The organism is Geomonas ferrireducens (assembly GCF_004917065.1).
In the GTDB taxonomy this organism is placed as follows: Bacteria; Desulfobacterota; Desulfuromonadia; order Geobacterales; family Geobacteraceae; genus Geomonas; species Geomonas ferrireducens.
In genome coordinates this window covers 125,890-138,744 of the sequence record NZ_SSYA01000002.1, presented here as the reverse complement: position 1 = coordinate 138,744, position 12,855 = coordinate 125,890, and the positions used below count along the sequence as shown (strand labels likewise).

Sequence of the window (12,855 nt, the reverse complement as noted above, 5' to 3'; positions counted from 1 at the left end):
GTAATATCCTGCTTTTGCACCTTCCAGCACACGAGGATATGCCATGGAACCCCTGAACGCAGGTCCGGACCGCGCGCCATGCATGCGCCGCAGCGCCCTTTTCAAGACCTTCCTGTTGCTGCTCATCTTCACCGTCGCCGGCTGCGGCAAGGTGGAGTGGCTCCCGGAGTACCAGCGGCTCCCGACCACCCCCGACTCCTTCTCCTTCGCCGCCGTGCCCGGAACCGAGCCCGACGCCCAGGTGACCTCCGCCCCGATCACCGTCTCAGGACTCACCGGCTCCTCCAGCCCGATCAGCGTCACCGGTTCGGTGGGAGGGGACAGCAAGTACTCGGTGAACGGCGGCACCCCGACGAACAGCGACGGGGCGGTGCAAAACGGCGACAAGGTCACCGTGACCCACACCGCTGCGAGCACCCTGGGGACCACGACCACGACCACGCTCTCCATCGGGAGTGAAAGCGCCCAGTTCATCAGCACCACCAGGTATATTGAGAAACCTTCTTTCACGCTCACGGTGCTGCAGCCCTCCCCCTACCGGCAGGCGATGGCGGTGATCACCAGCGTCGACGGCGTTTTGGGGACGCACGTGGTTAGCATCAAGGACTCGCTGAACTCCGGCAAGGCGATCTACGGCGTAAGCGAGACCGACGAGATCCCCAGCAACTTCTTCAACGATACCAGGACCTTCCCGTTCCTGAACGGAAGACGGATCTTCGTGCGCAACCTCTCCACCGTGGTGGGCGCCGGCGCGGTGACGACGCTCACCATCGACGGGCTCGACGTCGTGGTGAATCTGGCGCAGTAGCAAGGCGGGGAAAAAAGGCGAAAATTTAATTGCTTGCTTTGTCGGAACCAAGCTGTTAATGTGTCGAAGGTCCGGATGAGCCGGACGAATATCAGCAGAAAGACATGGAGAAGGTAAAAGTAAATGGTTAACGGAACTGTAAAATGGTTTAACGACAGCAAGGGGTTTGGTTTCATTGAGCAGGAGAATGGCGACGACGTATTCGTGCACTTCTCCGCCATCACCGGCGACGGGTTCAAATCCCTTGCTGAAGGCGATAGCGTCACCTTCGAAGTTGCCAAGGGGCCGAAAGGTCTGCAGGCAGCTAACGTGACCCGCGTATAGCGAATCAGTCATCAGCCGCACAAAAAAGTCCCGGAGCGATCCGGGACTTTTTTTTTGCCTTCCGCCGGAATTCCGCGCCGCAACATCGGTTGCATCCCCCCCGCCTCGTCCACTTTTGTTGACAACCCTTCCCCCTGTGCTATCCACTATTGGTCTAATTTAATCTTCCGGGGGTGCCGTATGAAAATCAACAGGAAGACGCGGTACTGCTGCATCGCCGTCATTATGGCCGGAATCGCCGTCGTAGGACACGCCGTAGTTGCAGACCGCGGCCTCATCGCGGAGCACAAGACCGCGGTGAGCAGGTGAACCGGGGGGAGCGCTGCCAGGGGACTGGTTCCGCAGGTGCCTGTCCCGTTAAGGCCCTGTCCCCTCTGGCAGCCTCCCCCCTCCGTGGGGAGGGGGCAACCGGCGCGGCGGTGGTCGGGGGCTGCGGGTCTGCTTTCGGAAGAAAGGCGTGCCGGCTCGGCAGATGACCGGAGGCACCGGGACCGGCGGGATTTTGGGCTAAAGAAATCGCGGGCTTTGCCGACAAGGCTGCTATGGTTTCTAACGCTCACGGCGCTTCCGCACGAGAAAAGAGTTCATGATCAACCGGTTCCGCGACCTCTCCATCAGACGCAAACTCATCGGCATGCTGCTGCTCACCAACGCGGTCGTACTCGCGCTCGTTTCGGTCGCCTTCGTGGTGAACGAGGCCAACCGCTTCCGCAGGGAGATGCAAACCGAGCTTTCCGCCCTCGCCGAGATCATAGGCAACAACAGCTCCGCCGCGGTCGCCTTCAGCGATCGGGCCGCCGCTGGAGAGACCGTCGCCGCGCTCCGCGCCAAGCCTTACATCCGCCTTGCTTTCATCATGCTGCAGGACAACACGGTGCTTGCCAGTTACCAGGCGCCGGGAGGCACCAAACCCCGGTTCATGACCGGGTTCGGCGGCCGGTTGCGCATCGACGAAAAGCGGCTGCGCGAGACCCTAGAGCACTCACGTTCCCCCCTTGCCATCAGCGACGCCATCTACGGCGTCTACCCCATCGTCCTGGACCAGCAAAAGATCGGCACCGTGGTGTTGCAGTCCGATGCCAGCGAGTTCACCGACCGCCTGGCACGCTACTTCTTCCTCGTGGCTGCGGTCATGCTGAGCGCGCTCCTGCTCGCCTATTTCCTCGCCTCGCGTCTGCAGCGTTTCATCTCGGCCCCCATCACCCACCTGGCGCAGGTCATCAGGGCGGTGTCGATCGACAAGAACTATTCGGTGCGCGCGAAAAAGCAGGGAAACGATGAGCTCGGCACCCTCATCGAGGGGTTCAACGGGATGCTGGTGCAGATCCAGCAGCGAGACGAGAAACTAGAGGCGCATCGTCAGGAGCTCGAGGCCGAAGTGCAGCGCAGGACCTCCGAGCTCTCGGCGACGAACCGGGAGCTGAACCAGACGGTGGCGGAACTGCGCGTCTCCAAGGAGGCGGCCGAGGCCGCGAGCCTCGCCAAGTCGCAGTTTCTAGCCAACATGAGCCACGAGATCCGTACCCCGATGAACGGGGTGCTCGGCATGGTGAGCGTCCTTCTGGAAAGCGGGCTCTCCGGCGAGCAGCGCCGTTTCGCCGACGCGGTGCGCAATTCCGGCGAATCGCTCCTCTCCATCATCAACGACATCCTCGATTTCTCGAAGATAGAGGCCGGGCGCATGGAGCTCGAGCCCGCCCCGTTCGACCTGCACGACCTCCTGGGCGGGGTGCTGGAGATCTTCGCCGCCGGTGCGCAGCGCAAGGGGGTGGGGATCTCGCTCACGATCGACCCGGAACTGCCTCGTTACGTCGAGGGGGACGCGGTGCGGCTGCGCCAGATCCTCGTGAACCTGGTGGGGAACGCCGTCAAGTTCACCAGCCGCGGCGAGGTGCGTCTGTCCGCGGCACCGGTCGCCGGAGAAGGGGAGGGGGAGGTGCGTTTCGAGGTGGCCGACACCGGCATCGGTATCCGCCCCGAGGCGCAGGCGCACATCTTCGAGAGCTTCTCCCAGGCCGATTACTCGACCACCCGCACTTTCGGCGGCACCGGCCTGGGGCTTGCCATTTCCAGGCAGCTCGCCGAGCTGATGGGAGGGGAGCTCGGGCTTTCCAGCGAGTACGGGGTCGGCTCCACCTTCTGGTTCAGCGTCAGCATGAAGGTCATAGACGGCGTCCCCGAAAGCCTCGCGCACCAGCTCTGCCTGCCGGCAGGTGAGCCGTCGGAGCGCTTCGACGCCTTGATCCTCGTCGCGGAGGACAACCCGGTGAACCAGGACGTAGTGCGCCACATGCTTGGGCTTCTGGGGTGCCGGGTGGTGATCGTGGAGAACGGGGCGCTTGCCGTTACCGCGGCGGCGCAGGGGAGATATCACCTGCTGTTCATGGACTGTCAAATGCCGCAGATGGACGGCTTCGCCGCGACAAGGGCGATCCGCGCCCAGGAGAAGGAGAGCGGCGGGCACCTCCCCATCGTGGCACTAACCGCGAACGCTGTGGCCGGAGACCGGGAACTCTGCCTTGCCGCCGGGATGGACGATTACCTCAGCAAGCCTTACGACTGCGGCCAGTTGCGCGACGTCTTGCGGCGCTGGATTCCCGAGCGTGGGGCGATCTCCGGCGAAGGGTCGGTTTCGACTCCCGTCGAGGCATCCAGTGCGGCCGCCGAGGCATCGTCAGGCGGCTCCGGTGCCGGCCTGGAAGATGCGGCTTCGGCGTCTTCCGGCGTGGAGGAAGCCACGCCCGTTTTTGATCGCAACGGTTTGGTGCAGAGGATGGGTGGGGCTGAATTCGTGGAGATCTTCGTGGAGAAGTACTGCGCGACCAGCGAAAAACTGATCCTTTTGCTGCGTGAGGCGGTGGACGGTGGGGACTACCCGGAGGTGCGGCTGCAGGCCCATTCGATCAAGGGGGCTGCAGCGAGCATCGGAGCCGAGGTGATGCGCGCCGTGGCGCTGCAGATGGAACATGCGGCCCAAAAGCCCGAAGAGCAGCCGACCCTTCCCGTGCTGCTGTCCGAACTCGAGGCCTCCTTCGCCGAGTTCAGGGCCGTGGCCTGCGCCGCTACCGCGTGAACCCGAGGGTGCTGACCTCCTCCTGGAGCAGCACCCCGAGCCTTTCCCGTACCCCCGCCTTGATCTGTTGAGCCAGTTCCACCATCTGGGCCGCGGTTGCGCCTCCGGTGTTGACCAGGTAGTTGGCGTGTCTGTGGCTCACCGCCGCCCCCCCGACCCGCAGGCTGCGCATCCCGGCCCGGTCGATAAGCCAGCCGGCGGGTATGCGGCACTCCCGGCAACGCACCCCCTGTTCCGCCTCAAAGCTACTGATCAGTTCGGCGTCCTGCACCACGGGGTTCATGAAGAAGGAGCCGGCGCTCCGGTCGCAGGAGAGCTGTTTCGCCTCCCGCTTGGCGAGGGTCTGCTCGATGCTCCCCTTGATCTCTGCCGGGTCTGCCGGGGATAGGGTGAGGACCGTCCCCATCACGGCAAGCCACGGGTCGCGCTTGAAAAGGCTGTCCCGGTAGGAGAAGGAGCACTCTTCGCGCGGCATGGCGATCACGTCCAGGGTCGCCGTGTCTAGGACCGAGACCGAGGTCGCCACGTCGCCGATGGCGCCGCCGTAGGCACCGGCGTTGCCGCGTACCGCCCCACCCACCGTGCCTGGTATCCCCGCCAGGGACTCGAGTCCCGAGAGCCCCCACTGCGCCGAATCGAGCACGAGGCGGTTCAGGTCGTACCCAGCCTCGACCGAAACGGTTGCGCCGTCGACCGAAACCGCATCCATGGCAAGCCGTATCACGAGGCCTTCGAAGCCGTCATCGCTCACGAGGAGGTTGCTGCCACCGCCGAGGAAACAAAAGGGAAGCGCCTGGTCCTGGGCGAAACGCAGGGCCTGGCGCACCTGTTGAACGGTGCGGGCACGGGCGAAATAGCGCGCCGGCCCGCCGATTTGGAAGGTGGTGAAGGGGGCGAGGAGGATCTCCTCCTCGATGATGACGCCGTCTTGGCGGTTCGGTTTCTGGCTGGGCATAGGCAATAGGATACACGAATCGCCCCGGATACCAAAGCATAGGATGTGGACGGTGCTAGATCCTGAAGCGCTGCACCATCTCCTGCATCTCCACCGAGAGCCGCGAGAGCTGGTTCGAGGCGGCCGAAATCTCCTCGGAGCCGCGGGCGCTCTCCTGAACGGTTTCGGAGATCCGGTGGATGTTGTCCGTGATCTCGTGCGTCGTCGCGGTCTGCTCTTCCGCCGCGGTGACGATCTGACTGATCTGTCCCGCGACCTCTTCGATCTGGGAGAGGATCTCCTCGAGCGCCTCGCCGGAACGGGCCGCCTCGCCGGTGCCGCGCTCAACCTCCTGCACCCCCTCTTCCATGGCCTGCACCGCCTGCCTTGTTTCCTGCTGGATCGACTTGATCATGTTGCCGATCTCGCGGGTCGCCTTGGTGGTACGCTCCGCGAGCGCCCGCACCTCGTCGGCGACCACCGCGAACCCGCGTCCCTGTTCACCGGCGCGCGCCGCCTCTATGGCCGCGTTCAGGGCGAGCAGGTTGGTCTGGTCGGCGATGTCCTCTATGGTGGCGACGATCTCGCCGATCTGGTCGCTGCGGGTGCCGAGCTGTTCCACGACCCCCGCGGACTGGCGCACATGCTCCGCGATCCGGTTCATACCCTGGACCGTCTCCTTCACGATGGCGGCGCCGCTTTGCGCCGAGCTGCTGGCGCGTCCGGAGCTCCCGGCGGCGAGCTGGCAGTTCTTGGCGATCTCGTTGCTGGTGCAGGACATCTCTTCGCTCGCCACGGCCACGGTCTCGGCCTGGTGCACCACCTCGCTCGCGCCGTCGGCGGTGCGGCGGGCGTTTTCGTTGAGCTCCCCGGCGGCGGCCGAGACGTCCAGCGCGCTGCGGTTCACCTTGGTCATCACGTCCCTAAGCCCCTCCACCATGCGGCGCATCGCCTCATAGATACCGCTTTTGCCAGGCTCGAGGCGGACGGTAAGGTCTCCCGCGGCCACCTGTTCGGCGATCGAGGCGAGCTCTTCGGGTTCGGTGCCGATGTGGCTTAGGAGCTGGCGCACCACGAGTATCGCGACGATGCAGATCCCCGCCAGAAGCACCACGGTGAGAACGATCACGAGGTAGACGTCCTTGAGGATCACTTCCTTGTTGGTCTGGGCCTCCTTGGCGACCCGGGCGTCCAGGTCGTCGACGTAGCTGCCGGTGCCGATCACCCAGTCGAAAGGCTTGAAGTAGAGCGAGTAGCCGCGTTTGGCGATGGGGGTATCGCTGCCCGGCCGGGGGAAATGGTAATCGGTGAAGCCCCCCTCGGGCTGCATGCCGTTCTTGATGATCTCGCGGATCAGGTATTTCCCCTTCGCATCCTGCGCGTTCATCCTGTTCTTCCCTTCTGCGGGTTTGCCCAGGAGAACGACGTTGGTGCCGTCGGAGGTATCGGCCCAGAAGTAGCCGTCCTTGCCGAACTTGAGGCCGCGCAAAAGATCGGCCCCCTGCTTCTTCGCATCATCGAGGGTGATCTCGCCTTTGGAGACCCGGTCGCTGACGGCCTGCAGCAGGCTCACCGCGGTCTGCACCTCGGACTTCAGGAGCGCGTCGGAAGAGGAGTAGAGGGCGTCGCGGTAGGCAGCGTTGAAACGGTTGTTAGAGTCATAAAACTGCTTCATCACTGTGAGACCGGTGGGGGCCCCGAGGACGCCGCAACTAACCAGCACCAGCAGAAGCAGTTTGATTCGAAATGACAGTCTGTATTTCCGTTCCATGAGTTTTTCCTTATTTTGGTGGACGTCGTTGTCGCAGTCTCGACCAATCATATCGGCAGCTGACGTCGGTAATTTAGGGTTTTTTACCGTTAAAAGTGCGCAAAAACTGATGCTTGAGTCAGAACGGGAAGTTTTGATTGAGAGTGGTAGGGAAGGCTAAAGGAAAATAGTGCTCAAGTAGCGGAAGGGATCGGCGATAAGCCACAGGTGTTGACGCATATGGATGCCGGGGCACAGAAGTGCGCCAGGCCCGGCATTGCGCCGGGGAGAAGGCGCCAGAAGGCGGCCCGGCAGACTTCCCTGAAGGAATGTGCGCAGTGCGGCCGATACCCACGTTGCACCGGGGGTACCCTAGCGGGTACCCCCATTTTTTTACCTATCTCAGTAAAGCAGGTAGGGGCGGCGCTGCTCCAGGAAGGCCTCCACCCCGGGGGTCCACAGTAGCTCGACCTGTTGCGCTGACAGCCCTGCCACGAGCGCCTTGCGCAGCACGGTAGATCCCGCCATGTCGTCAAAACCACCCCGAAAGAACGCGGTGCGGGCCTTCTCCGGAAGCGCCTCCTGGAGTGCCTTCAAGACGGAGACACCCGTCTCGACCGGGAGAAGCTTCCGGTAATCCGTGATGCTTATGCTCACCCCGGCCACCTCGCGGTCACGGTACTTGGGCGCGCTGGAGATACCCGGGAGCCGGACCGGCGTGAACAGCACCGGGGAGAAGCGCACCCCCGGGAGCTGCTGTTCGTTCAGGCGCTGTGCGAGGGCGCTCGCGTCGATGCCGGGCCACCCCGCGAGCCTGAAAGGCGTGCTGCTGCCGCGTCCTTCCGAGGCGCCAGTCCCCTCCAGGAGTCCCGTCCCCGGGTAGAGCAGCACCGAGTCGAGTGCCGCAAGGTTGGGGCTCGTTGCCACCCAGGTGAGGGTGGTGTCGGGCCAGCGCATGCCGCGCTCCCACCCCTGCATGCGCACCACGGAGAGCTCGAGCCGGGCAAGCCCCGGCAGCATCGCTTCCCCCTTGATCATCCCCGCGAGCTCTCCTACCGTCATGCCGTGGGCGAGAGGAATGGGATAGAGCGAGGTGAAGCTCCCGGGGATCTTGTCGCGCACGAAGCCCGCCACGTACTCTCCCCCAAGCGGGTTCGGACGGTCGAGCACCATGAAGGGGATGCCCGCCTGCGCCGCCGCCTCCATGGCGAGCCCCATGGTGGAAATGTAGGTATAAAAGCGCACCCCCGCGTCCTGGATGTCGAAGACGATGAGATCGATCCCCTTCAGGTCCTCGGGACGCGGCTTCTTTGTTACGCCGTACAGGCTTTTCACCGGGATCGTCGCGCTGTCGTCGTCGGCGAGCTTCACGCCGTCCTCGGCGTTCCCCTTGAGACCGTGTTCGGGGGTGAAGATGAGTGCCGGATGCACGCCTTTTTGCCGCATCAACTCGATGATGTGGGTGCCGCCTACCACCGCCGATTGGTTGGTGACCAGGGCGAAACGCTTCCCATGCAGAGGGAGAAAATTCTGCTCGCTCAGTACCTCGGCTCCGGTCTTCACCGTGCCGGCCAGGGAAGGTATGGGAAGGGAAAGGATCAGTACTAGGATCACTGCCACAACGGAAGGTACTGCTCGATACACGTTCTACCGCCTTGAAGTTTTGATGATACGAGAGCTTACCGTAAACCGGACCTAAAGAGCAAGCCCGTCAACCTTCGCCAAGGCTACGGCTGACATCGACCTTCGCCAAGGCTACGGTCGACAAGAGAGAGTGAGAGAGAGATGGGGGGGCGGCCCTGGGACAGAGCGGGGGGCGGACAGGCATAAGCATCCGCTTGATCCTGTGTTGCCTTTCATCAAAAAGACATTAAAATAAGTCTTGTCATATTTGAATGTTTGGAATAGATTGATCACATTTGCTGATGATAATGATGTCTTCCTGCTGTCTGGGATGATCTGGGGGGAGTGCCATGCGAAGACTGTTTCTTGCCTGTCTGATCCTTTTATGCTGCGCCGGCGTTCTTTGGGGCGCGGGGATGAAGAAGAAAAAGCCGCTGCCTCAGGACTTCGGGAGCGTCACCATCAACAACTATTCGCAGCAGGCCGGGATGCCGCCGGTGGTGTTCGACCACTGGGTGCACCGCAAGAACTACACCTGCCGCCTCTGCCATGTCGACATCGGCTTCGGCATGACCGCCAATTCCACCCAGATCCACGCCGCCGACAACGGCAAAGGGTTTTTCTGCGGTGTCTGCCACAACGGCTCCTCAACCTTCAACAAGACCAAGATCTTCGCCTCCTGCGCCACCACCTATAACCGCGAGGAGTACAAGCGCTGCGTGAAGTGCCATGCCCTGGAGAAGGACCCGGCCCGGGAGGAGGCGTTCTACCGTTTCCAGGAGGGAATGCCGCGCGAGACCTTCGGTAACGGCATCAACTGGGAAAAGGCCGAGGAGATGGGCCGGATCAAATTGGTGGACTCTCTGGAAGGGGTCTCCCTGAAGAAGGGGACCATGAAGGTACAGAAGGATTTCACCCTCAAGGGAAAAGTCGAGGGGATGCCCGACATCATCTTCTCCCACGCGAAGCACACGGTCTGGAACGGCTGCGAGGTCTGCCACCCCGACATCTTCGTCGGCATCAGGAAAGGGGCGACCAAGTACTCCATGATCGATCTGTTCGACGGCAAGTACTGCGGCGTATGCCACGACAAGGTCGCCTTCCCGCAGAGCGACTGCAAGCGCTGCCATGCGAAGCCGGTTGCGGGGTGAGCCATGACCGCTAACTGGAAGAAAGCGACCGCAGCCCTCATCCTCGCCCTTGCCCTGGCGCAGCCGGCAGCGGCGGGCGAATCCTGGCGCGCCGAATTCGAGGCGACCTGCTCGAAAACGGACCAGGCGATGACCATGTCGGTCCAGGAGCTGCGCGACCTATTGGCGAAGTGCGAGGCGCTGCAAAAGGTGATCGAGGTGCAGGAGGATTCGGTGAGGAAGGTGTACCTGAAGCGGCTCGCACTTTGCCGCAACCTTTACGCCTACATGCTGGAGTACAAGCAAAGCGACGCCAAGTAGCGTGCATCGGACAGGGGGGAAGATGAAACCGGGGGGGATGCGGATAGTGACGCGGGTGATGCTTACGGCGGCGGTGGCGCTTGCCCTGGCGCTCGCACTCCGCACGGGTGCCCAGGCCATGGACCGTGCCGAACTCGCCAAGGTCCTGAAGACCATCCCCCCGAACGGCCCCTTCGAGCGGTACGGCAACGTCACCATGCGCAGCAGGGCTAAGGCGGCCGGGATGGCGCCTGTGGTATTTCCCCACTGGGTGCACCGGGCGCGCTACACCTGCCGTGTCTGCCATATGGAACTCAACTTCGGCATGCGGCGCGGCGACAGCGGTATCACTAGGGCCCTGTACACGAGCGGCAAGTTCTGCGGCGCCTGTCATGACGGTACCACCGCCTTCACCGTGCAGGCGGGGCCGAACCAGCAGTGCAACAGGTGCCACATGGCGAACACCAAGGAGCTCAACAAGCGCTTCGCGGAGTTCGCAGAAGGGATGCCGCTGGCAAGTTTCGGAAACGGCATCGACTGGGCCACCGCCTACAACGAGGGGAACATCCGCCCGGTCAACTCGCTTGCCGGCCAGGTGACGCTCCCCTTTCCGGAGAAACTGAAAAAACCCCTCAAACTCGGCACCGCCTCGCCGCGCAGCGACGTGAGCTTCTCGCACCAGGACCACTACGCCGAGCTCGACTGCTCCTCCTGCCATCCCGACGTCTTCAACATCAAGCTGAAATCCACCACCGCCTTCACCATGGAAACTAACATCTACGGCAACTTCTGCGGCGTCTGCCACATGCTGGTCGCTTTCCCCATGAACGACTGCCGGCGCTGCCACAAGGGAATGAGCAACTCCTACTGATCCCTTCTGCACCCGGCCCAGCAGGCCTGCCTGTCGAAGCCGACGATGGTTCCCCTATCCTCGACCCTAAGCGCGGCGTACCTGTCCATGCCGAGGCATAGCGCCGCGTATATGCGCGCTGCCGCCAGCACCTCGGGGAAGGGGACCTGCTCCTCCGGGGTGTGCGCGAGTTCCAGCGCGCCCGGTCCCAGGATGAGCGGACTGCACCCGGCGGCGTGGAAAAGGTTCCCGTCCGAATGGGAGCGGAAGGCGTCGAAGCGTAAGGTGAGGCCGAGGGTGCGGTAGATCTCTTCGAGGATGCGTGCGGGGGCGTTGTCGGTGCCGAGGTTGTACCCGGCCGAGGCGAAGTCGAAGCTGACGGAGAGGTCGAGTCCGGGGATGAACTGGCCCGCCCCGGCTACGGCGCGCCGGATCCCCTGTTCCACCGAGGCAGGATCGCGCTCCGGCGGCAGGTGCAGGTCGATCCAGGTCTCGCAGCGGTCCGGCACCACGAACCCCTTCTGTGAGGAGTGCATCTCGCGGACCGAGTAGACGATCTCAGACGCCCCGCGCTTGAAAAGCGGGTCCTTGCCGAGGTGCAGGAGCACCCGCAGCATGCTCTCCACCGCGTTGTGCCCAAGCTCGGGAAGCGATGAATGGCTCCTGACCCCACGGGTCACGAACCCTGCCTCGAGGTAGCCGAAGTGGGCGAAGCAAGCGGAGAGGCTCGTGGGCTCCCCGATCACCGCCCAGGAGGGGCGGCAACGCTTCAGGAAGGCGGCGCTGCCGTCGCCGTTTTCCTCCTCGCCGACCACAAGCAAAAGCCCGACGCTCGGACGGCGGGCGGGTTTCAGCGCCTGTGCCATGGCGAACCAGGTCTCCAGCATCGCCGCACACCCACCCTTCATGTCGGCGCTCCCCAGGCCGCGCACGATGTCCCCTTCTTCGCGCGCGCCGAACTCCTCCAGGTCCCAGGCCGGGACCGTGTCGACATGTCCCACCAGGTAGAGTTCCGGCTCCTCCTCCCCCATGGTCACACGCAGGTTGTAGCGCTCCTCCTCGACCTCCTGGCGCTCTACGGTGAAGCCGGCGCGGGAGAGGAGGTCCTCCAGGTAGAGCTGCACGTCCTCCTCCTTCCCGGAAGGGGAGTAGATGTCGAGCATGTCGGTGAGGGTCCCTTTGAGGCGGACCGGGTCGATGGCGGCCATCACCTCCGCTAAGCGCCCGCTCATTGCTTCTTCACCGATCTTTTCTTGTGACGTTTGGAGAGGTTGAGGGTCATGTAGACGTGCTCCTGCACGTTGTCGAAGCCGTGCTTTTTGAAGAAGCGGATGGCGGCCTCGTTGTCGGCGGAGGTGTCGATGATGATCATGCGCACCCCCTGCTCCTTGAAGCGCCTCTTCAGTTCCTTGAAAAGGCGCTCCCCGACGCGCAGCTTCTGGAGTTCGCGGCGCACGCCGAGCCACACCAGGTAGCCGTACTTCCAGGGGGAGTTGTGCTTTTTCACCGTGGTTCCGAGGGCGAAGCCGACGATGCGTTCCTCGTGCTCGGCGACGATACAGAGCTCGTTGTCGGAGTTGAATAGGGTGGTGATTTCGTACTCGTCCCAGGTGCGGTAGAGGCTCTGGGAGTACTCGGCGGTGAAGACCTCCTCTCCGATGTGGAACACCTCGGCGAGGTCGTCGATGATCATCTCGCGGATACGGGGGGCGTCTTCTTCGTGCTGGACTTCTTGCGGCATGAGCTACCTCGTGACGGCTCTGATACCTGCTGCTGACATTATATCAGAGTTACGCGGCGCCGGACTGGGAGAGCTTTTTTCGCCGATCTCACTGCGCGGCGGGTGCGCGGCGGGAGACGCTCTCAGCGCCACGTGCTCCGTGAGTCCGGAGCATCGTCTCTTCGCCGTGGTTGGGGCTAAGTCCTGTTGTGATGGTGTTTATCTCGTCAGGAAGACCGGTGGGCAGTCACAGCGTTTGCCGTCGCTGTCACTTCATTTCACCCCATGCCGCTGCCGCGCCTCCGGAAAAACGTCTTCAAGGACAACAGCGCAGATTTACATG

The 12,855-nt window shown here is 63.1% G+C and carries 12 protein-coding genes; 7 read left to right on the top strand and 5 right to left on the bottom strand.

The window, feature by feature from the left end; genetic code table 11:
- Positions 1-43 precede the first annotated feature (43 nt).
- The 4 genes from E8L22_RS09485 to E8L22_RS09475 all read left to right on the top strand — a co-directional run bounded on the left by E8L22_RS09485 (position 44) and on the right by E8L22_RS09475 (position 4,205).
- Entirely contained in the window at positions 44-808 is a 765-nt protein-coding gene (locus tag E8L22_RS09485; protein ID WP_246044603.1) for a hypothetical protein, read from the top strand.
- A gap of 123 nt (positions 809-931) precedes the next feature.
- Positions 932-1,132 carry a cold-shock protein gene (locus E8L22_RS09480; RefSeq protein ID WP_129126792.1) on the top strand — a complete coding sequence of 67 codons (201 nt, stop codon included), beginning with the start codon at positions 932-934 and terminating at the stop codon, positions 1,130-1,132.
- Positions 1,133-1,312: 180 nt separating this feature from the next.
- Positions 1,313-1,441, top strand: a complete 129-nt coding sequence (locus tag E8L22_RS21885) for a hypothetical protein (protein WP_281282943.1) — start codon at positions 1,313-1,315, stop codon at positions 1,439-1,441.
- A gap of 277 nt (positions 1,442-1,718) precedes the next feature.
- On the top strand, positions 1,719-4,205 hold the full coding sequence (locus tag E8L22_RS09475) for an ATP-binding protein (protein ID WP_136524962.1): 2,487 nt from the start codon (positions 1,719-1,721) through the stop codon (positions 4,203-4,205).
- Here E8L22_RS09475 and murB read toward each other — a convergent pair.
- From murB to E8L22_RS09460, 3 genes are all read right to left on the bottom strand, one after another.
- Positions 4,195-5,160 carry a UDP-N-acetylmuramate dehydrogenase gene (gene murB, locus E8L22_RS09470; RefSeq protein ID WP_136524961.1) on the bottom strand — a complete coding sequence of 322 codons (966 nt, stop codon included), beginning with the start codon at positions 5,158-5,160 and terminating at the stop codon, positions 4,195-4,197. The two genes, E8L22_RS09475 and murB, sit on opposite strands and share 11 nt — an antisense overlap.
- A gap of 55 nt (positions 5,161-5,215) precedes the next feature.
- The gene (locus E8L22_RS09465; RefSeq protein ID WP_136524960.1) at positions 5,216-6,910 is read right to left on the bottom strand and encodes a methyl-accepting chemotaxis protein; all 1,695 of its coding nucleotides are present in this window, start codon (positions 6,908-6,910) and stop codon (positions 5,216-5,218) included.
- Positions 6,911-7,291: 381 nt separating this feature from the next.
- Entirely contained in the window at positions 7,292-8,509 is a 1,218-nt protein-coding gene (locus E8L22_RS09460; RefSeq protein WP_246044602.1) for an exo-beta-N-acetylmuramidase NamZ family protein, read from the bottom strand.
- Between the two features lie 353 nt (positions 8,510-8,862).
- Here E8L22_RS09460 and E8L22_RS09455 point away from each other — a divergent pair, with 353 nt between their 5' ends.
- From E8L22_RS09455 to E8L22_RS09445, 3 genes are read left to right on the top strand one after another with little or no spacing between them, the layout of a single operon-like run.
- Positions 8,863-9,663, top strand: coding sequence for a c(7)-type cytochrome triheme domain-containing protein (locus E8L22_RS09455; RefSeq protein ID WP_136524958.1), 801 nt, complete (start codon positions 8,863-8,865; stop codon positions 9,661-9,663).
- A gap of 3 nt (positions 9,664-9,666) precedes the next feature.
- A complete protein-coding gene (locus E8L22_RS09450; protein WP_136524957.1) occupies positions 9,667-9,963 on the top strand; it encodes a hypothetical protein in 297 nt (98 codons plus the stop codon).
- 22 nt (positions 9,964-9,985) lie between these two features.
- Positions 9,986-10,813, top strand: coding sequence for a c(7)-type cytochrome triheme domain-containing protein (locus E8L22_RS09445; protein WP_136524956.1), 828 nt, complete (start codon positions 9,986-9,988; stop codon positions 10,811-10,813).
- On the opposite strand, the gene E8L22_RS09440 is transcribed toward E8L22_RS09445, so the two are convergent.
- Both E8L22_RS09440 and E8L22_RS09435 read right to left on the bottom strand, forming a co-directional pair.
- On the bottom strand, positions 10,807-12,024 hold the full coding sequence (locus tag E8L22_RS09440) for a M20 family metallopeptidase (RefSeq protein ID WP_136524955.1): 1,218 nt from the start codon (positions 12,022-12,024) through the stop codon (positions 10,807-10,809). The genes E8L22_RS09445 and E8L22_RS09440 overlap by 7 nt on opposite strands.
- A complete protein-coding gene (locus tag E8L22_RS09435; RefSeq protein WP_136524954.1) occupies positions 12,021-12,533 on the bottom strand; it encodes a GNAT family N-acetyltransferase in 513 nt (170 codons plus the stop codon). Before E8L22_RS09435 ends, E8L22_RS09440 begins: the two co-directional genes overlap by 4 nt.
- Positions 12,534-12,855: the final 322 nt, after the last annotated feature.